The sequence below is a fragment of the Gottschalkia purinilytica genome, from assembly GCF_001190785.1.
In the GTDB taxonomy this organism is placed as follows: domain Bacteria; phylum Bacillota; class Clostridia; order Tissierellales; family Gottschalkiaceae; genus Gottschalkia_A; species Gottschalkia_A purinilytica.
On sequence record NZ_LGSS01000022.1, the window covers coordinates 1 to 23,242 of the forward strand.

At 31.4% G+C, this 23,242-nt stretch carries 35 protein-coding genes; all 35 read left to right on the forward strand.

The window, feature by feature from the left end:
- Positions 1 to 238 (forward strand): hypothetical protein (locus CLPU_RS14945; RefSeq protein WP_235436195.1); only part of this gene is annotated, 238 nt, incomplete at its 5' end.
- A 15-nt stretch (positions 239 to 253) separates the two neighbouring features.
- Positions 254 to 979 carry an ORF6C domain-containing protein gene (locus CLPU_RS16835; RefSeq protein ID WP_082154264.1) on the forward strand — a complete coding sequence of 242 codons (726 nt, stop codon included), beginning with the start codon at positions 254 to 256 and terminating at the stop codon, positions 977 to 979.
- An 11-nt stretch (positions 980 to 990) separates the two neighbouring features.
- Positions 991 to 1,131: a hypothetical protein gene (locus tag CLPU_RS17340; RefSeq protein WP_157857739.1), complete on the forward strand. Its 141-nt coding sequence runs from the start codon at positions 991 to 993 to the stop codon at positions 1,129 to 1,131.
- 37 nt (positions 1,132 to 1,168) lie between these two features.
- The gene (locus tag CLPU_RS14955; RefSeq protein ID WP_050378715.1) at positions 1,169 to 1,828 is read left to right on the forward strand and encodes a putative HNHc nuclease; all 660 of its coding nucleotides are present in this window, start codon (positions 1,169 to 1,171) and stop codon (positions 1,826 to 1,828) included.
- A 15-nt stretch (positions 1,829 to 1,843) separates the two neighbouring features.
- The gene (locus tag CLPU_RS14960) at positions 1,844 to 2,332 is read left to right on the forward strand and encodes a sigma factor-like helix-turn-helix DNA-binding protein (protein ID WP_050378717.1); all 489 of its coding nucleotides are present in this window, start codon (positions 1,844 to 1,846) and stop codon (positions 2,330 to 2,332) included.
- Between the two features lie 214 nt (positions 2,333 to 2,546).
- The gene (locus CLPU_RS18090; RefSeq protein ID WP_268760486.1) at positions 2,547 to 2,681 is read left to right on the forward strand and encodes a hypothetical protein; all 135 of its coding nucleotides are present in this window, start codon (positions 2,547 to 2,549) and stop codon (positions 2,679 to 2,681) included.
- Positions 2,682 to 2,690: 9 nt separating this feature from the next.
- On the forward strand, positions 2,691 to 2,843 hold the full coding sequence (locus CLPU_RS17345) for a hypothetical protein (RefSeq protein WP_157857740.1): 153 nt from the start codon (positions 2,691 to 2,693) through the stop codon (positions 2,841 to 2,843).
- Positions 2,844 to 2,902: 59 nt separating this feature from the next.
- Positions 2,903 to 3,136: a hypothetical protein gene (locus CLPU_RS14965; protein ID WP_050378719.1), complete on the forward strand. Its 234-nt coding sequence runs from the start codon at positions 2,903 to 2,905 to the stop codon at positions 3,134 to 3,136.
- A gap of 59 nt (positions 3,137 to 3,195) precedes the next feature.
- On the forward strand, positions 3,196 to 3,528 hold the full coding sequence (locus tag CLPU_RS14970) for a hypothetical protein (protein ID WP_050378721.1): 333 nt from the start codon (positions 3,196 to 3,198) through the stop codon (positions 3,526 to 3,528).
- Positions 3,529 to 3,573: 45 nt separating this feature from the next.
- Positions 3,574 to 4,440 carry a terminase small subunit gene (locus CLPU_RS14975; protein WP_050378723.1) on the forward strand — a complete coding sequence of 289 codons (867 nt, stop codon included), beginning with the start codon at positions 3,574 to 3,576 and terminating at the stop codon, positions 4,438 to 4,440.
- Positions 4,424 to 5,620, forward strand: coding sequence for a PBSX family phage terminase large subunit (locus tag CLPU_RS14980; protein WP_050378725.1), 1,197 nt, complete (start codon positions 4,424 to 4,426; stop codon positions 5,618 to 5,620). The genes CLPU_RS14975 and CLPU_RS14980 overlap by 17 nt, the downstream gene beginning before the upstream one ends.
- Positions 5,621 to 5,628: 8 nt before the next feature.
- Entirely contained in the window at positions 5,629 to 7,038 is a 1,410-nt protein-coding gene (locus CLPU_RS14985) for a phage portal protein (protein ID WP_050378727.1), read from the forward strand.
- Positions 7,031 to 8,050, forward strand: a complete 1,020-nt coding sequence (locus CLPU_RS14990; RefSeq protein WP_050378729.1) for a minor capsid protein — start codon at positions 7,031 to 7,033, stop codon at positions 8,048 to 8,050. The genes CLPU_RS14985 and CLPU_RS14990 overlap by 8 nt, the downstream gene beginning before the upstream one ends.
- 73 nt (positions 8,051 to 8,123) lie before the next feature.
- Positions 8,124 to 8,708 (forward strand): hypothetical protein, encoded by a 585-nt coding sequence (locus CLPU_RS14995; RefSeq protein WP_050378731.1) that lies wholly within the window; start codon positions 8,124 to 8,126, stop codon positions 8,706 to 8,708.
- A gap of 126 nt (positions 8,709 to 8,834) precedes the next feature.
- Positions 8,835 to 9,452 (forward strand): phage scaffolding protein, encoded by a 618-nt coding sequence (locus tag CLPU_RS15000; RefSeq protein WP_050378733.1) that lies wholly within the window; start codon positions 8,835 to 8,837, stop codon positions 9,450 to 9,452.
- 20 nt (positions 9,453 to 9,472) lie between these two features.
- Complete coding sequence (locus CLPU_RS15005; protein ID WP_050378735.1) at positions 9,473 to 10,444, forward strand: major capsid protein; 972 nt, start codon at positions 9,473 to 9,475, stop codon at positions 10,442 to 10,444.
- Positions 10,445 to 10,458: 14 nt separating this feature from the next.
- Positions 10,459 to 10,800 (forward strand): phage head-tail connector protein, encoded by a 342-nt coding sequence (locus CLPU_RS15010; protein ID WP_050378737.1) that lies wholly within the window; start codon positions 10,459 to 10,461, stop codon positions 10,798 to 10,800.
- Between the two features lies 1 nt (position 10,801).
- A complete protein-coding gene (locus CLPU_RS15015; protein WP_050378739.1) occupies positions 10,802 to 11,182 on the forward strand; it encodes a hypothetical protein in 381 nt (126 codons plus the stop codon).
- Entirely contained in the window at positions 11,182 to 11,616 is a 435-nt protein-coding gene (locus CLPU_RS15020) for an HK97 gp10 family phage protein (protein ID WP_050378741.1), read from the forward strand. Before CLPU_RS15015 ends, CLPU_RS15020 begins: the two co-directional genes overlap by 1 nt.
- Positions 11,617 to 11,624: 8 nt before the next feature.
- On the forward strand, positions 11,625 to 12,050 hold the full coding sequence (locus CLPU_RS15025) for a phage tail terminator family protein (protein ID WP_050378742.1): 426 nt from the start codon (positions 11,625 to 11,627) through the stop codon (positions 12,048 to 12,050).
- On the forward strand, positions 12,010 to 13,122 hold the full coding sequence (locus tag CLPU_RS15030) for a phage tail sheath subtilisin-like domain-containing protein (protein ID WP_050378744.1): 1,113 nt from the start codon (positions 12,010 to 12,012) through the stop codon (positions 13,120 to 13,122). Before CLPU_RS15025 ends, CLPU_RS15030 begins: the two co-directional genes overlap by 41 nt.
- An 18-nt stretch (positions 13,123 to 13,140) precedes the next feature.
- A complete protein-coding gene (locus CLPU_RS15035; protein ID WP_050378746.1) occupies positions 13,141 to 13,575 on the forward strand; it encodes a phage tail tube protein in 435 nt (144 codons plus the stop codon).
- 32 nt (positions 13,576 to 13,607) lie between these two features.
- Positions 13,608 to 14,015 (forward strand): phage tail assembly chaperone, encoded by a 408-nt coding sequence (locus tag CLPU_RS15040; RefSeq protein WP_050378747.1) that lies wholly within the window; start codon positions 13,608 to 13,610, stop codon positions 14,013 to 14,015.
- Positions 14,016 to 14,038: 23 nt separating this feature from the next.
- Positions 14,039 to 14,197, forward strand: a complete 159-nt coding sequence (locus tag CLPU_RS17940) for a hypothetical protein (RefSeq protein WP_157857741.1) — start codon at positions 14,039 to 14,041, stop codon at positions 14,195 to 14,197.
- A 12-nt stretch (positions 14,198 to 14,209) separates the two neighbouring features.
- Positions 14,210 to 16,375: a hypothetical protein gene (locus tag CLPU_RS15045; protein ID WP_050378749.1), complete on the forward strand. Its 2,166-nt coding sequence runs from the start codon at positions 14,210 to 14,212 to the stop codon at positions 16,373 to 16,375.
- An 11-nt stretch (positions 16,376 to 16,386) separates the two neighbouring features.
- Positions 16,387 to 17,004, forward strand: coding sequence for a LysM peptidoglycan-binding domain-containing protein (locus tag CLPU_RS15050; protein WP_050378752.1), 618 nt, complete (start codon positions 16,387 to 16,389; stop codon positions 17,002 to 17,004).
- Entirely contained in the window at positions 17,005 to 17,979 is a 975-nt protein-coding gene (locus tag CLPU_RS15055; RefSeq protein ID WP_050378753.1) for an XkdQ/YqbQ family protein, read from the forward strand.
- On the forward strand, positions 17,969 to 18,235 hold the full coding sequence (locus CLPU_RS15060; protein WP_050378755.1) for a DUF2577 family protein: 267 nt from the start codon (positions 17,969 to 17,971) through the stop codon (positions 18,233 to 18,235). The genes CLPU_RS15055 and CLPU_RS15060 overlap by 11 nt, the downstream gene beginning before the upstream one ends.
- Entirely contained in the window at positions 18,232 to 18,654 is a 423-nt protein-coding gene (locus CLPU_RS15065; protein ID WP_050378757.1) for a DUF2634 domain-containing protein, read from the forward strand. The genes CLPU_RS15060 and CLPU_RS15065 overlap by 4 nt, the downstream gene beginning before the upstream one ends.
- Complete coding sequence (locus tag CLPU_RS15070) at positions 18,647 to 19,702, forward strand: baseplate J/gp47 family protein (RefSeq protein WP_050378760.1); 1,056 nt, start codon at positions 18,647 to 18,649, stop codon at positions 19,700 to 19,702. The genes CLPU_RS15065 and CLPU_RS15070 overlap by 8 nt, the downstream gene beginning before the upstream one ends.
- Complete coding sequence (locus tag CLPU_RS15075; RefSeq protein WP_050378762.1) at positions 19,702 to 20,286, forward strand: putative phage tail protein; 585 nt, start codon at positions 19,702 to 19,704, stop codon at positions 20,284 to 20,286. The genes CLPU_RS15070 and CLPU_RS15075 overlap by 1 nt, the downstream gene beginning before the upstream one ends.
- A gap of 332 nt (positions 20,287 to 20,618) precedes the next feature.
- Entirely contained in the window at positions 20,619 to 21,635 is a 1,017-nt protein-coding gene (locus CLPU_RS15080) for a hypothetical protein (protein WP_157857742.1), read from the forward strand.
- Positions 21,636 to 21,648: 13 nt separating this feature from the next.
- Positions 21,649 to 22,095, forward strand: coding sequence for a CD1375 family protein (locus CLPU_RS15085; protein WP_050378766.1), 447 nt, complete (start codon positions 21,649 to 21,651; stop codon positions 22,093 to 22,095).
- A gap of 63 nt (positions 22,096 to 22,158) precedes the next feature.
- Positions 22,159 to 22,362, forward strand: a complete 204-nt coding sequence (locus tag CLPU_RS15090) for a BhlA/UviB family holin-like peptide (RefSeq protein WP_050378768.1) — start codon at positions 22,159 to 22,161, stop codon at positions 22,360 to 22,362.
- A 74-nt stretch (positions 22,363 to 22,436) separates the two neighbouring features.
- Entirely contained in the window at positions 22,437 to 23,132 is a 696-nt protein-coding gene (locus CLPU_RS15095) for an N-acetylmuramoyl-L-alanine amidase family protein (protein ID WP_050378770.1), read from the forward strand.
- Positions 23,133 to 23,242 lie beyond the last annotated feature (110 nt).

A 23,242-nucleotide genomic window follows, 5' to 3' on the forward strand; every position in this document is an offset into this window, starting at 1 on the left:
GAAAGCTGTCTACATAAAGAAAGGGATAAATAAAATGTCCCTTTCTCAAGTAGAAGGATTTGTTAATGATATAGCTTGTAAAGGTATAGAGGTAGGAAAGCAACACGCTTATAGAGATGGAGTAAAAGAAGGGTTAAACATAGTACAAAAAGCACTTAGGGAATTGTACGGATTTGGAGATAAGAGAATTAAAAGAATAGAAGAATATATAAACAACAGCTTGGAAAAAGAACTATAAGGGGAGGAAATAAGGATGTATAACTTAAAGGTAATAGAAAATAAGGGAGAAAGAGTTTTAACAACTGAGCAGTTAGCTCAAGTGTATGGAGTTGAGGAAGTTAGGATAAGACAAGGATTTTCAAGAAATCAAGAAAGATTTGAAGAAGGAAAGCACTACTATAGGCTTATAGGAGAAGAATTAAAAGAATTTAAAGCCAAGTATCTTAAAGATACTAACCTTAAATTTGTTAGCGAATTACTACTATGGACAGAAAGAGGAGCAAATAGACATTGTAAAATATTAGATACAGACAAAGCTTGGGAGCAATTTGATAATTTAGAAGAAACTTATTTCAAAGTGAAAGAACAGATACAAGTACCTAATTTGAGTATAGAGGATATGTTTATACAGCAATTAAAAGAACAAAAGCTACTTAAAAACAGAGTCGGAACAATTGAGTATAAACTAGATAGTTTAGAGATAAGTCCGTTTCAGAGAAAACAATTGATGAATCTTAGAAATAAAAGAGTTATAGAGTTACTTGGTGGAAAGAAAAGCGAAGCTTATAAAGATAGTAGTTTTAGATCGAAAGTATATGCAGACCTATCTAGACAGTTTAACAGGTACTTTGATATACCTGGCTATGAATGGACACCTAAGAATAGATTTGAGGAAGCACAAAGGTTAATAAGAGGATATAACTTATCAATGGAGCTTAATCTAGAATTAGATAATATTAATAGACAGATAGCGATGTAGGGGGCTAGGGAATGACAGAAATAAGGTGTAAATGGTGCAACAAGCTATTAGGAACAACAGATTATAAGGAAAGATTTGAAATAGAGATACTATGCCCTAAATGTAAACACAAATATAGATATAGAATAGAGGCTCAAGAAGCCCAGGGTTAACTAAAACCTTGGGCTTTTTATATTCTGGGGTGATAAGATGAATTACTTAACGGAAGTTAAAGCAATTAAAGAAGTTGAAGAAGGTACATATTTAAAGGTGTTTATACCTAAAGAATATGTAAAAGACACCATAGAACGATTTAAACAGGGAAATAAGGCGTTTGCAGAGATAAGACTAGATGATAATAGAAGAATTACAAACGAACAGAGAAAGAAGTATTTTGCGACCCTTAAGGATATAGCAGATTATACAGGTAATGTCCTGGAAGATATGCACGATTATTTTAAGTTTATATATTGCTATAGGAATAGACAAGAGTATATATCTATGTCAGATTGTTCAGTTACAGAAGCTAGGGAAATGATAAATATTATTTTAGATTTTGCTCTTGAGAATGATATACCATTGAGTGATTTAGGAATTAATCGAACAGATGATATTAATAGATATTTGTATAGTTGTCTTATAAATAGAAGGTGTATGTGTTGTGGAAAGAAAGCAGACATACATCACGTAGATAAAGTGGGAATGGGGAGAAATAGAAATAAGATAAACCATGTAGGATTGAGGGCTATGTCTTTATGTAGGGTACATCACACAGAATCACACAATATAGGAGAGAAAGAATTTTACGATAAATACAAGGTGCATCCAATCAAGCTTGATGAAATAGCAGTTAAGAAATTAGGGTTATAGGGAGGAATTTTATACATGGAGAGAACTGAAAGAATGATAAGAGGATATTATAGAAATAAAAAAAGATTGAATACATCATTACAAAAACTAGAAGTTCAAAAAGAAAGAATAGAACAGATCAGAAGAGATATAAAAGAATGTAATATAAGTTTAGATACCACGATATCTTCTATAGATTATTCAGTAGATAGGGTACAAGGTAGCACTGTGATATCAGCAATAGAAAGAGAATTAGAAAGAAATATAGATATGCTTATAAGAGAATTAGAAAGAGCTATAAGATATAAGATCACCTTAGAATACAGAATAAAACGTAAAGAAGAACAACTTATGAATTTAGAAGTTATATTAAGAGGCCTAGACCAAGAGGAAAGAAAGTTATTAGAGTTACTTTATAAAGATAAGAAAACTTATAGACAGATAGAGCATGAATTACATATGACCAGAAGCACTATTTCTAGGAGGAAAAAGGAAATATTAACCAGTTTGGCAGAGATACTATAGAGTGGGACAAATCTGGGACAAACATGGGACACACAATGATGAAATATATATTATAATAGTAATATGGACTATTGAAATCCAATACCCCTAACATTTTTACTATTAGAGGTCATAAGCACCTCGTGGGGCTCGTGTTTCGCGGGCGATTATTAAGAAAGCTATCTAGTTTATGTACTAGATGGCTTTTTATTATTTATAAAAGAGGTGAGAGGTTTTGACAGACAAGAAGGATACAGAGAGGAAACAGACCTCTCATGAAGAGAAATTGAGTGAAAGAGAATGGAAAGAGTTAATGGGAGTGTATAGGAATACTTATAAGAAAGTTAGAGGGGCTTTTAGACAAAGGTAGGTGAGATAAATGGAAGAGAAGAAACTAGAACTTAAAGATATTCTAAAAGAGACAAATTTATTTCAGAAGATAATGATGATTACATTGTTGGGAAGTTGTGTATCTATAACAGCCATACCTATTATAATATTGGTAGCAATCATTAAGCATTTTATACTATAGGAATAGAGGAAATTCTCCTTTTATGTAGAAATATGGAATGTAGGAGGGAGGTGAGAGTTATGGCAAATGATGTTAGCGTTAAACCAACACCTATTCAAAGAAACGAGCTTGATGTAGCAATGGAGTTAACGCAATTTCACTTTAAACGCTTTGGGGTTGATAATGCAGAACACATGAAACAAATCTTTACAGAGTATTACTCTCTTGTTCAATACCTAGAGCTAATTCGATTTAATGAAATAGATAAGTTGAAAGAATTTTTACCTGAAGATATAAGAAAAGCTTTAGAGTAAAACCTAAGAGCCAGATTAATAGGCTCTTTTTTAATGCAATAAAACAGGAGGTGAAATCCTTGGACGTAAACAATCTAAAAAGATATAAGAGAAAGCACTTAAGCAATAATAAGGAATTAGAAATACATAAAGATGAATTGATAGAAAGATATATAAGAAATCAATTACATGACATCTTAACTGTAGTTAAAAATATGAATCTAGAGGAAAGATTAGAATTATTAGATGTCTGTAGTGCTGAATGGGTGGAAATATACCATAATGAAAATGAAATAATGAGGGTTTTTTATGGGGTTCTCGATGAGGATTTCCAAGAGGTTACCGATGAGATTATACTAGGTGAATTGATACAGATGCTTTATTATAAGTGGAAGGTATGTAAGAAAGGCTAACAACTACAAAACAACACAAATAGCAATTAGCGACGAGGTGGTGGTATGAAAGAAATAAGAGGTCCAGATTATGAACTAGCAGAAAAAGACTATATGCTAGGAATGAAGTATAAGGACATAGCAGAGAAGTACAATGTATCTATTAATACAGTTAAGTCATGGAAGCAAAGATATAATTGGAATAGAAAAGGTGTGCATACAAAATCTAAAAGGGTGCACACACAAAAAGAAGTTGCACCCAAGAAAGAAACAATTGAAAAAGTTGCAGAGATAGAAGAGACAGAGCTGACCGAAAAACAAAGGTTATTCTGTCTTTATTATGTTAAAACATTCAATGCTACTCAATCAGCCATTAAAGCAGGGTATTCCAAAGATACAGCTCATGTAATAGGTTATGAAAACCTAAGAAAACCTAACATAGCGAAAGAAATAAGAAGGCTTAAAGGCACTATGCACCAAGATATATTTATAGATGCCATGGATATTCTTAATAAGTACATTAAAATAGCCTTTGCAGACATAACGGATTATGTGACATTCGGTCAAAAGGAAGTACAAGCAATGGGAGCTTTTGGACCTTTAGAAGATAAAGAAGGAAGACCTATAACTAAGATAATAAACTATGTAGATTTAAAAGAGAGTAGTGAGTTAGATGGAACTGTATTAGGTGAAGTGTCACAAGGCAAGGATGGAGTGAAAGTCAAGTTACTAGATAAAATGAAAGCTTTAGAAAAACTAGAATTGTATTTTGATCTATTCCCAGATAAGTTTAAACGACAAATTGAAGAAGAAAAGGTTAAGATAGCACAGGAAAAACTACAGTTAGAAAAAGCTAAAGCTCAGAGCTCAAATGAGAAAGAAAATGAAGTAGCTGACATGTTAAGGGGGTTAGTAGATGACTTTAACGACTAAGCAAAAAGAAGTATTTAATTGCTATAGACATGAGAATCCTAAGATACTTATATGTAGTGGAGCTAAAAGAGCAGGAAAGACATTTGTACTAAATCTTATATTTTTAACTCATATAGCTAGATATAAAAATATGGGACTATCTTTTATAATCGGTGGAGCGATACAGTCTAGTATAAGAAGAAATATACTTGATGATCTTGAAAAGATATTAGGAAAAGAATTAAGGCTAGACAAATCTAATGCAGTTGAGATATTTGGCAATAAAGTGTATTGTTTTGATGGTGCTAATGCTGATAGTTGGAAAAAGGCCAGAGGGTTTACTGCCGCAGGAGCTTTACTTAATGAAGCAACAGCACTACATGACACTTTTATAAAAGAGGTTATTTCTAGATGTTCTTATGAAGGTGCAAGAGTATTTATGGATACTAACCCGGAGAACCCAGCTCACACAGTTAAAAAGGATTATATAGATAAAACAGGTCAGAAGTTGAAAAATGGACAATTAAATATAAAAGCTTTTCATTTTACCTTATTTGATAATGATAAATTGGATCTTGAGTATGTAGAAAGTATAGTAGCATCTACTCCAAGTGGAATGTTTACAGATAGGGATATATACGGAAGATGGGTAGCAGCAGAGGGAGTTGTATATAAAGACTTTAATCAAAAAGTTCACTATATAGATTCTATAGAAAATATCAACTTTAAATCTTATTTTGCAGGAGTTGACTGGGGATATGAACACTTTGGATCTATTGTAGTCATAGGAGAAGATGATGAAAATAATTTTTATCTTTTAAACGAAATAGCGAGACAACATGAAGAGATTGACTTCTGGGTAGATGAAGCTAAGAAAATTAAAACACAGTATGGAAATATTCTTTTCTATTGCGATACCGCACGACCAGAACATATACAAAGATTTAGAAAAGAAGGTATAAGAGCTAAAAATGCAGATAAAGCTGTATTAAGTGGAATAGAGGTTGTGGCGAAGCTATTTAAACAGAATAGACTCTTTGTATATAGAAAAGAAGTAGAAAGATTTAAAGAAGAAATCTTTATGTATGTATGGAATGAAAAGACAGGAGAACCAGTGAAACAATTTGATGACGTTTTAGATGCTTTAAGGTATGCGATTTATACAGAAAGTAAAGATAATGCAATAGAATTCTTAAAGTAGGTGATAAATTGATAACATATAATGAGTTGCTTAATCAGAAGTTGATATATGACAATAAGATAATAGATAGTGTGATTATAAAAGATTTAATAAACACACATGATACAAGCCATATGATAGAGGGACATAAGTATTATCATAATGAAAATGATATATTGGATAGAAAGAAATATCATTATCCTGATGGGCAAAAGGTAGAAGACGAAACCAAGGCTAATTGTAGAATACCGCATAATTGGCATAAGTTATTAGTAGATCAAAAGGTAGCTTATCTCGTAGGAAAGCCTGTGGTGTTGCAAGTTGATAAAAAAGAATATGAAGAAAGATTAAATCTAATATTAGGTGAAGAATGGGACGATGTACTAACTGAATTAGCCACAAATAGCTCGAATAAAGGGACTGAGTGGTTACATACTTACATCAATGAAGAAGGTAAGTTTAAATATATAATTATACCCGCAGAAGAAATAATTCCTATTTACGATACAAGTCTCCAGGAGAACTTAGAAGCAGTATTAAGATACTACTTAGTAGAAGTAAACGGAAAAGAAAGAATAAGGGTAGAATGGTGGACTAGGGATACAGTTAGTTTTTATATAGAAACAGATAATGGAGACTTTATATTAGATGATACTGAGTCTAATAATCCAGATAGTCATTATTACTATAACAATAAAGGTTATGGATGGGGTAAAGTACCTTTTATAGAGTTTCCTAATAACGAAGCACGATACAGCGATCTTAAATACTATAAAGAATTAATAGACAGTTATGATAGAAATGTATCTGACCTAGACAATAATCTCCTAGAAATACAAGAGATAATAACTATACTAAAAGGATATGAAGGTACTGAATTAAAAGAATTTCATGATAATTTAAGATACTATAAGGCTATAAAGGTTAATAGTGAACCAGGTAGTGGAGTAGATAAGTTAGAGCTTAATATACCTATAGAAGCTAAAAAAGAAATGTTAGACAGATTAGAAGAAAATATATTTATATTTGGTCAAGGAGTAAACATGAAGACCGATAAATTTGGCAATAGTCCAAGTGGCGAAGCTTTAAAGTTTTTATACTCTTTACTAGACTTGAAGGCTTCAATTGCAGAAAGAAAACTAAGAAAGGCAATTAAGAGATTTCTTTGGTTTGCTACTGAATATATAAACATAATAGATAATAAAAGTTATGACAATACAATTATCCAGGTAACCTTTAGAAAAACAATGATTACAAACGATAGAGAAAATGTAGAAATAGCGTCACAATCGAAAGGAATAATATCGGATGAAACGATAGTGGCCAATCATCCTTGGGTAGAGGATGTAGGTAAGGAATTAAAGAAAATAGAAGAGCAAAACGACTACATTGAGTATGAGTTTGAAAACAAGTCTAAAGAAGATGGTATAGATGAATAATAGAGACTATTGGAAAAAAAGAAGAGAACAACTCAGTAATCAACAATTTAAAAAAATTAAAGGATTAGAGAAGAAGTTAGCAAGAGAGTATAAAAAATCATTGAAAGAGATAGAAGAAAAAATATTTATTTTCTATGGAAGATTTGCAAAAGACAATAAAATGACTTATGACCAGGCAGTAAAGCAATTAAATAGTAGTGAATATAATGTATGGAGAAAGTCTTTAGAGGAATATATAAAAGAAATAGAATCTACTGGAGATAAAAAAGTACTCTTAGAACTTAACACTCTTTCAATGAAAAGTAGAATAAGTAGACTAGAAGCACTAAAAGGAGATATAACAAAAGTTATATTTAAATTATTTTCTTTAGAAGAAAATGAACTGACTAACTTTCTTATCGAAACAGGGTTAGAAAGTTACTATAAAACTATATTTGAAGTACAAAAAAGAAGAAGAAATATAGGAGCTTCTTTCACAAAACTATCTAAAGAAACAGTTAAAAAGGTGGCTAGCTATCCTTGGAGTGGAAAAGAATTTTCCGCACGTATTTGGAAACACAGAGATCATTTAATCGACGTCTTAAAAGAAGAACTTACACAAAAAATAATCCAAGGCAAAGATGTAAGGGAAGTGTCTATTTCTTTGTCTAGAAGAATGAATGTAAGTTTAAAGAACTCTATCGGATTAGTTCAAACAGAAACAGCGCATATTCACGAAGAAATGAGCGCTAAAGCATATGAAGAAACTAATGTAGATAGATATGAAATATTGGCTACACTAGATACTAGGACATCAGATATATGCAGAAAGCAAGATGGGAGAGTACATAGGCTTAAAGATAGAGTTATAGGGGTTAATTACCCACCGTTTCACGTTAATTGCAGAACTACTACAGTACCTTACTTTGAAGATGACGAAGGAACTAGAATAGCTAAAAATAAAGCAGGAAAGAATTATCATGTACCAGCATCAATGACATATGAAGAATGGTATAAGGAATATGTAAAGTAAATAGCATTTGAATATAATTGAATAATTAATGTATAATCAAACTTAATAGAATTATAAGGGAGGCTATACATATATGAGTAAAAAAGTTAAAATAGGTCTTTATTTTTTCTTAGGATTAATAGCATTTGGCAGTATACTAAAACTATTTGGATATGAACCAGAAAGGCCTAAAAAAGAAGAAGTTAAGCAAGTGGTTAATCAAAAGAAGAAACAAAAGAAGAAGGAAGATAGTATTCCAGTTTCTTTTAATGTTGCTGAACTTAAAGAAGAGAATGTAGAGGAAGTAAACAAAGTATTAGGGGAGCCTATTTCAAACGAGAAAGCAAGATGGAAATATTATGGCACAGAAGAATATATAGAAGATGGTTGCTTTGAAAATGTATATAAGAAAGATGAGTTTGAGGTAGAAGTATTTTTTATAGAAAATAAAGCAGCAAGAATTGCCATAACACCACAAGAAAAAATGGATATCAAGAAAGATTCTAAGAAGTTTCTTAAAAGATTGGGATTGCCAACAGGGTCAATTTATTCAGAGACTTCTTTAGTTAGAGCATGGGAATACTTAGGAGGATTATATACAGTAACTATAGGCACTGTAAATCAAGAGTCTGACGAAATTAACTATATGTATATAATAGTTGACGAAAAATATAGATAAGATTTACAAGCACTTACATTAGTAGGTGCTTTTATTATGCTCTTTTTACAAGTTTGTAGAGCATAAAGAACAAAGAAACTCACGAGTCAGAGAGTGACTATAAAAAATCTATGGAGGTAACAAATTATGGAATGGTTGAAACAAATATTAACAGATACAGGGATAGAGAATATTGACGATATAGTTGGTTCTATTAAATCAGAACTACCAAAATACTTTATCCCTAAAGATAAGTTTAATAGTTTGAATGAACAAAACAAAGATTTAAAGACTCAGCTAGATGAAAGAGATATGCAACTAGAAGAATTGAAAATAAAAGCAGTAGGTAACGAAGAACTTACATCAAAGATAAACGAATTAGAGCAATTGAACAAAAACACAAAAGAAGAGTATGAGTCAAAAATACAAGCACTAAGAAAAGAAACATCTATAGAGCTATATTTAAAAGATCAACAAGCTAGAAATATCAAGGCAGTAAAGGCTCTATTGGACTTAGATAAGGTTAGTCTAGATGGAGACAATTTAATAGGATTAGAGGAACAATTAAAGACTCTCAAGGAACAAGAGTCTTATTTATTTGGCGAGGATACCTTAAAAGGTAGAGAACCTAATAAGGAAACTAATCCAGTTAATCCAGAATACAAAAACAATCCTTGGAAGAAAGAAACATTCAATCTGACTGAGCAAGGAAGAATTTTAAAAGAAGATCCAGAGCTTGCAAAAAAATTAATGCAAGCAAAATAATTTTAAGGAGAGTGTAAAGAATGACAACTAGAATATCAGATGTGATACAACCAGAAGTATTTAACCCTTATGTAATTCAAAAAACAATGGAGTTATCAGCATTATACCAATCAGGCATAATACAAAACGATTCTGAGTTTGATAGTTTAGCAAGTGGACCTAATACCCTTGTAAACATGCCTTTTTGGAATGATCTTACGGGTGATTCGGAAGTAATGATGGATACTGGAGATTTGACACCAAGCAAAATCGGCTCAAATAAAGATGTGGCTAGAAAACATGGTAGAGCTAAAGCTTGGGGAGCTAATGGACTTTCTGCCTTATTAAGTGGGGATGATCCTATGGGGGCTATAGCTTCTTTAGTTGCTTCATATTGGGCTAGAGAAATGCAAAAGATTACTATAGCAACACTAGAAGGAGTATTCGCATCAACAACGATGAAAGATAAAGTACATGATATATCAACATTAGAGGGTAATGCTTCATTATTAACAGGAGAATCTTTTATAGATGCCAATCAATTAATGGGTGATGCAAAGGACTTGCTTACAGGAGTTCTAATGAATTCAGCGGTTGAAGCTTATTTAGCAAAAAGACAGTTAATAGATTATGTTCAAGAGGCAGGCCAATCTACAAGAATTCCATACTTTATGAATAAAAGAGTAATAGTTGATGATGGAATACCTTACGATACGGCAAATAAGATAGGAACAATGTATCTATTCGGTAGTGGTGCAATAGCTTTAGGAAATGGATCACATCCTAATATCATCGAAACAGAAGTGGACAGAAATAAAATGGCTTCTTCAGGAGAAGATTTCTTAATCAATAGGAAAATATTCATTCTTCATCCAAGAGGAGTAAAATGGACTGAAAAGAAAGCATTAGATATATTCCCTACAAATGCCGAAATACAAACAGGAACCAATTGGGAAAGAGTTTATGAACCAAAAGCGGTAAGAATTGTAAAACATAACTTTAAAATAGCATAGTAGGGTGATAGATAATGTTAGAAAACATAAAAATGATTTTAGGCATAGAGGATGATTCTTTAGATAGTAAAATAGAGTATTATATAAAAGGAATCGTCCAGAAGATACTTACTTTCTGTAATTTAAAAGAACTACCTAAGGAGCTAGAAACATTTGTAGAGAATAAAGTAATAAAAATAATGAAAGTGGACATAGGAAATACACTTATTTCATCTGTAGTTGGAGTAAAGTCCATAAAAAGAGGGGATACAGATATACAATTAGGAACAATAGAAGGCAAGAATACAGATGAATTGATAGAACTTACTGATGAAGAAAGAAAGGAGCTTTATTCTTTTAGAAAGCTGAGGTGGTAATATGAGTTTTATTGATAACCTATTATCTCAAATAGATGAAGTTAGTATATTAGAAACAACTTATTGGGATAAATGCACTATAAAGAGATATGGACCTTATAAGAAACCTAATGGAGCTACAGCAACAGGGGAATATCCTGTATATGAAAATATAAAATGTGCAGTATCTAAAAAAAGTACAGGAACTATAATCCAAACAGATACAACAAATCAAGCTAGATATGAGCTATGTTTATTTATAAGACCCGACATAGATATTAAGTTAGGGGATAAGATAGAAGTAACATATCAAAATAATAGAGAAGATAAATTTAAAGCTGGAGAACCTTTTTATTATTCTAGTCACGCTGAAATTCCCTTGATAAAGGAAGGTATAGCATAATGGGTTTTGAAATAGAAGGATTAGATATGTGCATAAAAAACTTAGAAAAAATAAAAGTAAACTTTCCTAAAAAAATAGAACAGTTTATTTTAGAGATAGGAAACAGAATGTTAAGGAAAGTAAAAAAGAAAACACCAGTAGGTCAATATTCAAATGGACAAACAGGAGGGGACTTAAGGCGTAGTTGGGAAGTTGGAAATGTAGTTAGAAATGGAGAAGATTTTTATGTAGAGATATATAATCCACTACACTATGGACCTCATGTTGAATATGGCCATAGAACTAGATTAGGTACTTCAAAAAATCCAAAGTATAAAAGTAAAGGATCTATAGCTTTTGTTCCTGGAGTTTTTATGCTTAAAATAAGTTTAGCAGAAATAGAAAGGGAACTACCTAAACATTTAGAAAAGATTTGGAATAGTATAGATTGGTAGGTGATAAATTGAAATTAGCAGACATAAGAGACAGCGTAGTAAATAAATTAGCCAATAAATACTCAAATATAAATATATATGATGAAAAACAAAAACAGGGCATTATACAGCCCTGTTTCTTTGTTCAATTATTACCTATAACATCAACACGATCAAGTTTTACGTATAACAATAATGTAGCTATGATAAATATACAGTATTTAAATGATAGCACTGATACTTTAGAGTGCTTAAATAAAAAAGATGAATTAGAAGAATTGTTTATAGATTATTTAGAAGTTGCAGGAGAGAAAATAAGCATTTTGGAATCAGAAAGCAATATTGCGTTTGATAGTTTAGGAAGTATATTAACTTACTCAATAACTCTAGACTACTATAAAAAGATTAAGGATTATGAAGAAAGAAAGACAATCAAAGAAGTTAATTTTGAATAGAGGTGAAGAGATGGGTTTACCACAAGTAAATATCACATTTAAGAGTAAAGCATTAAAAACAATTCAACAAGGAGATGTTGGAATATTAGCCTTACTTTTGAAAGACAATGTAGAGAAAGTTACAGAATATAGTATTCAATTATCATCAGATGTTCCTGAAAGTTTAAGCGATATAAATAAAGACTATATACAAAAAGCACTATTAGGAGGTCCTAAAAAAGTCAAAGTTGTAGTTATTTCTGACACTCTAGAAAGCTATTTAGAAGGGCTAAATTATCTTGAAACTATAGATTTTAATGTATTAGCAGTTCCAGGAGCGTTAGACAGTGATATGAGTATTTTGTCAACTTGGGTTAAAGACATGAGAGATAAGAAGAATAGAAAGATATTAGCAGTATTAAAAACTAATGCAGATCATGAAGGAGTTATAAACTTTACAACAGAAGAAATTGAAACAGTAGATGATTTATATACATCAAGTCAATACTCCAGTAGAATAGCTGGGCTTATAGCAGGATTACCTTTAACGATAGCACCAACTTTTCAAGTCTTAAAGGAAGTTATAAGTATTCCTAAATCAACTAAAGAACAAACTGATACTAAAATAAAAAATGGTGAGTTTATACTATATCATGATGGAGAAAAAACAAAGATAGCTAGGGGAGTAACATCATTAACTACTACAACAGAAAATAAAAGTGAAGAATGGAAAAAGATTAAACTAGTTAGAATATACGATAAAATCTATACTGATATAAAGAAAACTATAGAAGATGAGTATGTTGGTAAGGTTCAGAACAGTTATATAAATAAATTATTATTAGTTACTGCAATAAATACTTATCTGGAAGTATTAGAACAGAATGGCATATTAGATCCAGGTAAAAATAAATGCGAAATAGATTTAGTAGCTCAAAAGATGTATTTAAAAACTAAAATGAGAGAAGAAGAATACGAAAGCTTATCTGAACAAGAAATCAAAGAAGCTAATACAGGTGATGTAGTTTTCTTAAAACTAAATATAAAAGCATTAGATGCAATAGAGGATGTCAATATAGACATCTTTATTTAATTTATGGAGGTGTAGAATATGACGTTAAATCCTAATAGAGTTGTCTCAGGAACATTTGGAAGTGTATGGATGGATGGAGAGTATGCAGAAGAATGTTTTGGATTAGAAGCTAGGATAGAGATAAATAAAGAAGAAGTACCTATATGTGGAAGGATAATGCAGGGGCATAAAATGATGGGGGCTTCTGGAACTGGTACGATAAGGTTTCATAAAGTAAATTCACGAATGGCTAAGAAATTAAGTGATGCATTAAAAACAGGATATAATCCAGAAATCGAGATACTAAGCGAATTAAACGACCCTGCAAGTTATGGCGCTGAAAGAGTTCTTATAAAAGGGATAACATTCGATGATCTTACTTTGGCTAACTGGGAGGCTAACGCAAGGGGAGAAATAGAATGTCCTTTTACATTTATGGATTGGGAATACTTAGATACAGTAGACCCTGCATAGAATAAATTTTTATAAATATTGGAGGTAATATAATGAGTGATTTAATAAAAGCATTATTAGAAATAGATAAAAGTAAATTAGTAAGACCTACAAAAAAAGTAAAGGCTAAAAGACTATCTGAATTAGCAGGAAAAGAAGTTATCATAACTGTGCAAGCACTTACACCTAGCGAGGAAAAAGATATAAATGATAAAGCTTTCAAAATAGGAAAGAAAAACAAAATAGACTTTGATACAGAATTAAATAAAAAACTAACTCTAATCAAAGGAATATCTGATCTTAATTTATTAGATAAGGAGCTTCAAAAACACTTTGGGGCTACAAATTCTCATGACTTAATTGATAAGTTATTTTTACCAGGTGAACAGGAAAGTATTTATGAAGCAATAAAGGAATTATCGGGATATGATGAGGATACTATTGAAGAAATAAAAAACTAGTTAAGAGTGATGGTCTTACTGAAATGATGTATTATTACTGGACTAGAAAAGGAGTAAGGCCATCACTCTTTTATAATATGAGAGAGGAAGAAAAGATAGTAATAAGAGCTTTTTATGAGCTAGAAATTGAAGAAATACAAGAAAGAACTAAGAATGGGTTTGTGTGTCCTCAAGTTTTATAAGGTGGTGACAGAATGGCTAAAGAAAAAGAATTAAGAGCTAAGTTATCACTTAAAGATAATTTTAGTAAGTCTATAGATATACAGATTGAAAAGCTTAATAAGTTTCAAAAGAAAGCTGATGAAGTAAATAAAAAGGTAAAAGAACTGGAAAAACAAAAGAAGATAGAAAAAGAGATGAGAATTAAGTTAAAAAGTGAAAGGGTTGATAAAGAGGTTGAAAGGCTTGAAAAGAAATTTCAAGGACTCAAAAGAAAGTTTATTAAGCCCTTGCTTATGAAAGCTCACATACAAGATAAAATCTCTGAAAAAATAGATAAAATTAAAGGTAAAGTTAAAAGCTTATCTAAAAAGCCTATAACTATAGTTACTAAAATAAAAGATAATATAAGCAGAAAATTAGAAAAGATAGAGGCTAAAGCAAAGTTTATCTCAAAACGTTTTGACAAACTAAAGTCTAAAACATTAGATATAAAAGATAAGATTAGTGGAAAGATAGAAAAAATAAAAAGTAAGTTAAAGAGTATAGAAGGAATAAAAAAAGTAGTTATAAAAGGCAAGGATATGGCTAGTGGAGTTATATCTAAAATAGGAAGTGCTATAAAAGGATTAGTAAAAATTGCGGCTGCAGTTGGTGCAGCTATAGGATTAGCATTAGCTAAAGGAATAAAGGATGCAGCAATGTTTGAGCAACAAAACATATCAATGGAGCATTTTGTTAGTGTGAATAATCCTAAAATGAACATCAAAGAAGTACAGAAGAAAACAAGTGAATATGTAAAGTGGTTAGAAAAGAATGCAAATCAAACACCTTTCACAACGAATGAGGTCATGACAGCAGGATCTAGGGCAGTTGGTGTTGCTGGTGGAGATCTAAAAAAGGCTAAGGAATTGGTTAAGCTTTCGGAGGATATGGCTGCACTTACTCCTGGAAAGACTATAATAGATGCTATGGAAGCTTTAGCAGATGCAGATATGGGAGAAATGGAAAGACTTAAAGAATTTTCTTTTAAAGCTTCTAAAGAAGATCTTGATAAAGTAAAGGGAGACTTATTTAAGCTTAAAAATAACAAGGGTATAGGTATAATGGAAATGTTCTCAGGTGGAGCTGAGAAATTTGCTAGTTCAGGAGCAGGGCTATGGTCTACTATACAAGGACAAATTGAAACTATGAATAAGAATGTAGGTGCTCAATTGCTAGAAAAGATAAAACCTCAACTTGAAAATGTAGCTAGTTACTTAGAAACAAACGGAGCAGAAATAGGAGAAAAACTGAGTTCTGGAATAGCAAATGGATTAAATAAATTAACTGAAATAGGTCAAAATCTGCTACCTGTAATAACCCCTGTTTTTGATACCCTAAGATCGTTAGGAGAGCAAATGGCACCAGTATGGGAAAGTATGAAAGAAACATTTGGAACTTTATTTAACTCTTTGGTTGAAAATGCAGCACCATTACTACAACAATTTATAGAGCTTATAACACCTTTATTACAAAAACTTTGGAATAATATATTACAGCCCTTCTTTAGTTGGTTAGCTGAGCAAATGCCAGTTATTAAAAGTGCATTAGCTACTGTATTAGAGTGGTTAGCTCCTAAAATAGAATTTATAATAGATGCAGTAAGCAGGCTAGGCCCTGTTTTTTCACTGGCATGGGATATAATAACGACAGCAATAGAAGCAGCCTGGAATATATTAAATCCTATATTCGATTTAATATGGGATGCATGTACTAAACTAGGAGAAGTATTTCAAACTGTATTTGGAAAAATAGCAGAAGTAGTAAGTAGTGCTTGGGACACAGTTGGACCAATATTAACTAAACTTTCTAAACTATTAGGAGATGTTGTTAGTGGAGTTGGAGACTTTTTAAGTAGTGGAATAGATAAAGTAAGAAACTTCTTTGGTGGCGGAGGTGGAAGCGGAAAATCATCTACGTCTAATAAAACTAAGAAGAAATCTACAGGAATAAGAAATGTACCTCGCGATAATTATCCGGCATTACTTCATAAAGGAGAAGCAGTTGTACCTGCAAGAGAAAATAGAAATAAAGGAACTGGAAATGTGAATATCGCTAAGTTAGCAGATCAAATAGTAGTTAGAGAAGAAGCAGATATAGACAAAATAGCAAATGAATTAGTATCTAAGATAAAAGAAACTAGCTTCAATATGGCATAAGGGGGATGTATATGGAATTTTGGATAACTTTTAATAATAAAGAACACAAACTACAACTTCCTATTCCTCCTTCTGAGTTTGAAATAAGCGAAGGATTAAATAATACAACTGTCAATATTAACGAAATAGGAGAAATAAACTTAATAGGAAATAGGAATTTATCAACTATATCAATATCTAGTTTTTGGCCTAATCAACTGTATTCTTTTTGTCAGTATGCACCAATTATAAAACCATATGAATTTATTAAAACTATAAAAATGTTTAAATCATCAGGAAAGCCTTGTAGGTTAATAATAACTGATACAGATATAAATATACCAGTAACCATAGAAAACTTTACTTATGGAGAAAGAGATGGAACAGGAGATGTGTATTTTACCTTAGAGTTCAAAGAATATAGGTTTATTAATACTAATACCTCGAATTCAACAAGTACAGTTCAAACTACAGTAACTAGAACTGTAGAAAAGGAAATTCCCAAACAATATACAGTTAAAAAAGGAGATACTCTCTGGGCAATATCTAAAACAATATATGGTGATGGTAGTAAGTGGAATATAATAGCTCAAAAGAATAACATCAAAGATCCTAAAAAGTTAGCTATAGGAACAAGGTTGGTGGTTTAGGTGAGAATAATATACGGGAATACGAATGAACAAAAAGACATTACAGAAATAGTAGAAAGAATTACATGGACAGGAGATATAAAGCAAGTATCTAGAAAACTAGAAATAACAATACCAGTCTCATCAACTGATTTCTTTTTTCCTAAAGTGAACTTTGGACTAGGAGTTATAGAAGTTTTACAAATGTTAGACGATAATGGGCAAGAGGTATTTTGGGGATATATTTTTAATCAAAGTAAAGATAATCAAAGTAAAACTTTAGTGGCATATGACCCTTTAGTATATTTAACAAAATCTAAAATGTCTAAGAGCTATAAGAACATTACAGCAGAAGATATAACAAGATCGGTATGTAATCATCTGGGAGTAATTCCAGGTAATATAGCACCAACTAGAATAAATCAAAATCTTCTAGCATTACAGCAAACAGGATATGAAACAATAATGATGGCTTATACTAATGCTTCAAAACAAAACGGTAAAAAATACATGCCTAGAATAAATAAAGGAAAGCTAGATGTTATAGAAAAAGGAACTATTGTTGCAAAGAAGGAGTTAGATAGTAGAGAAGATATCATGAGTTCTCAGTATTCAGAGTCAATAGAAAACATGATAAATCAAATTGTTATAACTGATGATAAAGGAAATGTTATAAACTACTCTAGTAATACTGAATGGATAAAAAATTATGGACTCTTGCAAGAAATATATCAAAAAGAAGATGAAAAAGATCCTAATATAGTAGCTAAAAATATGCTAAATGATATAGAAAGAGAAGCTAGTGTTGAGGCACTAGGATATATGGATTGTATGGCAGGAAATGCTGTTAAGATTAGAGATAGTTCAACTGGGTTAGTTGGGCTTTTTTATATTGACAATGATACACATACTTTTGAAAACGGACAACACACTATGAGTTTAGGTTTAAACTTTGAAAATATTATGGATGAAAAGGAGGACAAAGATGAGAAATAACCCATATTCAGAAATATTAAGCATAATGAGAGAACAAGCAGATGTTAACAATATTAAACCTATAAATTTAGCTACAGTTACATCATCAAGTCCGTTAAAAATAAAAGTTTTAGGGCTAGAAATAGATAGTAGCAATATTTTAATAGGAGATCATATAGAAAAAGAAAAACCATTACTTGTAGGGGATCGTGTTGTTGTAGCCTTAATGTCGGATATGCAGACTTTTACTATTTTAGCTAGGGTGATAAATAGATGAGTATATTTCCTTTCATTGAGCCACCAACAGAAATAGTTACTAAAAGTCAAGAACTTCCATTATTTCGTGAGTATGCATGGGATTTTGAGAAAAATATACCATTAATTTCAGATGGAAAACTTAAAGAATTAGAAGGTAATGAAGCTTTAAAAGTATGGATATATAAGACTTTGAAAACAGAGAGATATAGATATTTAGGATATAGTTGGGACTATGGGCATGAGCTAGATAATATAATTGGAAGTACATTTTCAAAGAAAGCACAAGAGAGCGAAGCTAAAAGATATATACAAGAAGCACTTAGTATAAATCCATATATAAAAGGAGTAAGTGATATTGTAGTTAAATTTGAAGAAGATAAATTATATATAGAACTTACTATTCAAACTATATATGGGGAGGTGGATATCGTTGTTTGAGAATCAAACAGAAGAAGCCATAAAACAGAGAATATTAGATCGCATAGATAATAGTATGAGTAAGATTGAAGGTACATTGACTCATGATGCAATAAGTCCTACTTCTATAGAACTAGCACAGACATATATAAATCTTGACTATATTGCAAATAAACTAGATATAGATAGTTTAGAAGGGGCAGAACTAGAACAAAGGATAAAAGAACGAACAGGAATAGAAAGAAAACCTGCAACAAAAGCGACTACAAATGTAGTTATACATGGAAGTGTAGGGGCAGAAATAAGAAAAGGGGATATTGTAGGAAGCAACTCTGTTAACTTTATTTCTCTTGAAAATAAGACTATAGGAGAAGAAGGATACACAAATGTCAACATTGAATGCGAAAGGTTTGGAACAGTAGGTAATGTTCCTACCGGTGCTATAAACTTCTTTCCCATTTCTATACCTGGGTTAAGTTCGGTAAATAATCCTGATCCTGTCACAAATGGTTATGATGCTGAAAGTGATAAAAGTCTATTAGAAAGATATTATGCAAAAGTTAGGACTCCAGCAACTAGTGGTAATAGACATCATTATGCAAACTGGGCTAAAGAAGTAATAGGAGTAGGGGAAGTAAAGATTATACCACTTTGGAATGGAAATGGCACAGTAAAAATAGTTATAGTAAATCAAAATAAAATGGTAGCAGATGATGAACTTATTCAAAGAGTGTTTAATTATATAGAAGATGTAAGGCCTATAGGAGCTACAATAACAGTAACAAGTGCTACTCCTCAGAGTATAGATATAGACTCAATAGTAACATTATCACAAGGATATCAATTGAATGATGTATTAAATAAATTCAAAGAAAAGGTGGAGAGCTATAGAAAGGATGTAGCGTTGAAAGATAACTATATTAGTTATGCAGCTATAGGAAATATTCTTTTTAATATAGAAGGAGTATTGGATTATAAAGATTTAAAATTAAACAATAAAATGGAAAGTATCGTACTTGGAGAAGAAGAAGTTCCAATTATAAATTCTGTTAATCTGGCGGTGATGTAATGGTAGAATCACAGAAAATTAATGAATTTATACCAAATTTAATGAAGTATACACATAAAGATTATTTGAACTCTAAATATATGACCCAGTTGCAAAATGGTATAGCTAAAGAATTTGGAATGATTGCTTATTATATTGAAGATATATATAAGCAATTTTTTATAGATACTGCAACATGGGGACTAAGTGTCTATGAAAAAGAACTAGGATTACAAAGTAATTCAAGTTTATCTTATGAAGAAAGAAGAGAGATAATTAAAGCTAAGCTTAGAGGAGCAGGCACCGCAACAAAACAAATGATAAAAGATACGGCAGAAGCTTTTAGTGGCGGACAAGTTGAGATAATAGAACATTCTAATAAATATTATATTGAAATACATTTTATAGGAACTATAGGAATACCAAAGAATATGAAATCTTTTGAAAATATGATAAATGAAATAATTCCTGCTCATTTAGGCTATAATTTCAAATTTAGATTTATCACATGGGGAATGATGAAAGATGCAAGCTTAATATGGAATGACTTAACTACAAAAACTTGGGAACAAGCTAGAACACTAAATCTAGAAAGTGGTGAATGAAAATGAAAGAAACTACTAATTTAAAGTTAAAACTACCTGAACAGACTGACTATGTTAATGTTCAAGATTTAAATGACAACTTCACTAAAATAGATGAAGAACTAAACAAAAAGGCTACGGACATAACTGAAAAAGTAGTAAATGACCATGTTAACAATAGTAATATACATGTCACTCAATCGGATAAGACATTATGGAATAACAAGTTAGATGCTTCTAAATATACCGCTTCTGATATACTTAACAAGGTTAAGACGGTGGATGGAAAAGGATCGGGACTTGATGCTGATTTGTTACAAGGGAAGACGATAGAGCAGATGCGAGAGCAAGCATTGCAATTCGAATTACCTAATTTGTACGAAGAAGGGTTATCGCACAACTATGTTTGTATTGGGATTCATAATGATCGTGCATATTTGTTATCTAGTAGTCAGAAATCATTGTGTAGGTTCACTTTATCAAGTGGCTCTTTTGGGGAGGTAAGTATACTTCCTGCACCATTTTATGGGAATGGGGATGATGCTGTACTTGATACAGGATCAGGAAATCATATTGTAGCGGGATATATAACTCAGTCTGGATATATAATATTAGTTGGAATTGACTTGAGTGCTTATACAATAGATATATATAGATTAAATAAGGATAATGCTTGGGTAAAGACATACTCTACTCCTATTCCTGTCACACGATATAGCACTAATAGATATTCAGTAAAGATAATACAGCCTCATTATGTTTCTTCTGATGAAGTATTTGTTGCTGTTGCAATAAATGATGCTGATTATACTAATAGGAATCATCACGTTGCATGCTACATATTTAGTCTTAGTGAACGTGATATTATTAGGAAGTACTCTGATTTAATTTCTTTTGATTTTGGCCCTTATATTGCTACTCGGTTATCGGCAGTATTATGTTTGCCAAGTTATGTTTCAGTAAGCTACTTCCCAACTATGCATTTTTATTTTAACAGTAGTGACAGGCAGGGTGGTATACATGCATATCGTTTAGTAAAAGATAAGCTTGAAAAACCAAATGCAAGCGATGTACTTAATTGGCCTCATGGTCTTATCTCATCAAATGGTACGGTGGTAAGAATTGTTGATGTAGACCAAACTTCAAAAAAACTATGTTTTACAGTATCTTCTTCATCATTCAACGGTGATACAAGCATCAGAACGCGAGTTTTAATGGATACTACTTCAAAAACCTATAAAGAGTTGACCCCTATAGGCAAATTCAGCTTTGATAGAACAAATTCAGCTTGTTATTGTATGGTTATCACGGCGATGGATAGCAATGTACAGGGTAGTACTCGAACACGATTTTGGAAACTTAACATTTAGGGATGTGAATAGCATGCAAGGAATGAAAAGTGAAATTAAGCAGGTGAAAGATATTTTTGTTATATATATCGAATGTGATGACGGATTTAAAATGCAACAAGATATTGACTATGAGCAAGGTGGTTCTATTTACACAAGGGAAAGAGCAGAAGAGTTGCTTAATAAAATAATACAAGAAATTATAATACCACGTTATAAAAAAGTACCTATTATTAATTCAGTTGATATCACAAGTGCAGATATCAGAAAGGAAGACTTGCACTTATCTTATGCAATAGCTAAAACTTATGAAGGAGGAAATGATATGAATACAATTTATGATTATATGATTCCTGTTTATGGAATTCTAGTGAAAGGAAATCTTTATAACTTAGAAGAGGTACAAGGTTCTGAAAAAGATGTAGTACCAGAAGCTTACAGAGTAGAAGTTGCTAAGTATTTAGCACAGCAAGTAAACTAGAATATTTTATTAAAACGTAAGACCAAAGAGGGTCTTTTTTTATTTTAAGAAATGAGGTGTGAGATGGAACAACAAATTATAAAAGTAGCATTAAGTCAGGGATTATGGGCAGTATTATTCGTATTTATGTTATTTTATGTACTAAGAGAAAACAGTAAAAGAGAAGAAAATTACCAAGACATAATAAAAGAATTATCTGAGAAATTCAACATAGTTGAAGATGTAAAAGAAGATGTTAGAGAAATAAAGAAAAAGATATTTCATTAGTAACTTAAAGATAGCTTAAAGCACTCGTATATGGATTATGAGGGCTTTTTATTTTTTATAAGGAGGTTTTGTTCATGGCAAAAGTATTCCTAGATCCAGGACATGGCGGTAAAGATCCTGGAGCAGTGGGACAAGGACTACAGGAAAAAGACATAGCCTTATCAGTAACATTAAAGGTAGGTCAAATACTTAAAAATCACGGAGTAGATGTATATTATTCTAGAACTACAGATAAGTACGTAGAGCTGTCAGACAGAGCTAGAATGGCCAATAATCTAAATACTGATATATTTATTTCAATCCATTGCAATTCTTTTAATGGAAGTGCTAAAGGAGTAGAGACATATAGTTATCCAGGAAGTACAACAGGTGCTAAACTAGCAGGTTCTATCCAAAACAGTATAATTGCCGATAAGGTATATACTCTAAATAGAGGAACTAAAACAGCTAATTTTGCAGTGTTAAGACAAACAACAATGGTCGCCACATTAGTAGAAACAGCTTTTATAGATAATGTTGAAGATGCTAATATACTAAGAAATAGACAAAACGATTTAGCTATAGCAATATCAAAAGGAATCTTAGGTTATCTTGGAATTAAATATAATGGAGGTAATAAGGTGTCAGAACATTGGGGAGCAGTAATAAAAAGAGAGTTAGAATCACACGGAGTGGTTATACATGAAGAAAGATTTAATGATAACATCACAAGAGCAGAAAGTATGGCTTTAGCATTACAAGTCATTAAGGCCATAAAGGGGATAAAGTAACATGTTTGATTTCATAATATTAAATATTAACTCAATTGTATTAGTGCTATTATTAACAATAGTGCTTTTTTATTTATTTAAGAAAGGTAAGGATAGATTAGCAAAAAAGA

Bases quoted from the DNA above. Each gene is read 5' to 3' on its own strand.
- CLPU_RS15045 (WP_050378749.1), top strand. From the start codon at position 14,210: ATGGCTAAAGAAAAAGAATTAAGAGCTAAGTTATCACTTAAAGATAAT.
- CLPU_RS15005 (WP_050378735.1), top strand. From the start codon at position 9,473: ATGACAACTAGAATATCAGATGTGATACAACCAGAAGTATTTAACCCT.
- CLPU_RS17340 (WP_157857739.1), top strand. From the start codon at position 991: ATGACAGAAATAAGGTGTAAATGGTGCAACAAGCTATTAGGAACAACA.
- CLPU_RS16835 (WP_082154264.1), top strand. From the start codon at position 254: ATGTATAACTTAAAGGTAATAGAAAATAAGGGAGAAAGAGTTTTAACA.
- CLPU_RS15010 (WP_050378737.1), top strand. From the start codon at position 10,459: ATGTTAGAAAACATAAAAATGATTTTAGGCATAGAGGATGATTCTTTA.
- CLPU_RS15075 (WP_050378762.1), top strand. From the start codon at position 19,702: ATGGTAGAATCACAGAAAATTAATGAATTTATACCAAATTTAATGAAG.
- CLPU_RS15065 (WP_050378757.1), top strand. From the start codon at position 18,232: ATGAGTATATTTCCTTTCATTGAGCCACCAACAGAAATAGTTACTAAA.
- CLPU_RS17345 (WP_157857740.1), top strand. From the start codon at position 2,691: ATGGAAGAGAAGAAACTAGAACTTAAAGATATTCTAAAAGAGACAAAT.
- CLPU_RS15060 (WP_050378755.1), top strand. From the start codon at position 17,969: ATGAGAAATAACCCATATTCAGAAATATTAAGCATAATGAGAGAACAA.
- CLPU_RS15090 (WP_050378768.1), top strand. From the start codon at position 22,159: ATGGAACAACAAATTATAAAAGTAGCATTAAGTCAGGGATTATGGGCA.
- CLPU_RS14960 (WP_050378717.1), top strand. From the start codon at position 1,844: ATGGAGAGAACTGAAAGAATGATAAGAGGATATTATAGAAATAAAAAA.
- CLPU_RS17940 (WP_157857741.1), top strand. From the start codon at position 14,039: ATGATGTATTATTACTGGACTAGAAAAGGAGTAAGGCCATCACTCTTT.
- CLPU_RS14975 (WP_050378723.1), top strand. From the start codon at position 3,574: ATGAAAGAAATAAGAGGTCCAGATTATGAACTAGCAGAAAAAGACTAT.
- CLPU_RS14980 (WP_050378725.1), top strand. From the start codon at position 4,424: ATGACTTTAACGACTAAGCAAAAAGAAGTATTTAATTGCTATAGACAT.
- CLPU_RS14965 (WP_050378719.1), top strand. From the start codon at position 2,903: ATGGCAAATGATGTTAGCGTTAAACCAACACCTATTCAAAGAAACGAG.
- CLPU_RS14990 (WP_050378729.1), top strand. From the start codon at position 7,031: ATGAATAATAGAGACTATTGGAAAAAAAGAAGAGAACAACTCAGTAAT.
- CLPU_RS15095 (WP_050378770.1), top strand. From the start codon at position 22,437: ATGGCAAAAGTATTCCTAGATCCAGGACATGGCGGTAAAGATCCTGGA.
- CLPU_RS15050 (WP_050378752.1), top strand. From the start codon at position 16,387: ATGGAATTTTGGATAACTTTTAATAATAAAGAACACAAACTACAACTT.
- CLPU_RS15015 (WP_050378739.1), top strand. From the start codon at position 10,802: ATGAGTTTTATTGATAACCTATTATCTCAAATAGATGAAGTTAGTATA.
- CLPU_RS15030 (WP_050378744.1), top strand. From the start codon at position 12,010: ATGAAGAAAGAAAGACAATCAAAGAAGTTAATTTTGAATAGAGGTGAA.
- CLPU_RS14955 (WP_050378715.1), top strand. From the start codon at position 1,169: ATGAATTACTTAACGGAAGTTAAAGCAATTAAAGAAGTTGAAGAAGGT.
- CLPU_RS15085 (WP_050378766.1), top strand. From the start codon at position 21,649: ATGCAAGGAATGAAAAGTGAAATTAAGCAGGTGAAAGATATTTTTGTT.
- CLPU_RS15035 (WP_050378746.1), top strand. From the start codon at position 13,141: ATGACGTTAAATCCTAATAGAGTTGTCTCAGGAACATTTGGAAGTGTA.
- CLPU_RS14995 (WP_050378731.1), top strand. From the start codon at position 8,124: ATGAGTAAAAAAGTTAAAATAGGTCTTTATTTTTTCTTAGGATTAATA.
- CLPU_RS15040 (WP_050378747.1), top strand. From the start codon at position 13,608: ATGAGTGATTTAATAAAAGCATTATTAGAAATAGATAAAAGTAAATTA.
- CLPU_RS15020 (WP_050378741.1), top strand. From the start codon at position 11,182: ATGGGTTTTGAAATAGAAGGATTAGATATGTGCATAAAAAACTTAGAA.
- CLPU_RS15000 (WP_050378733.1), top strand. From the start codon at position 8,835: ATGGAATGGTTGAAACAAATATTAACAGATACAGGGATAGAGAATATT.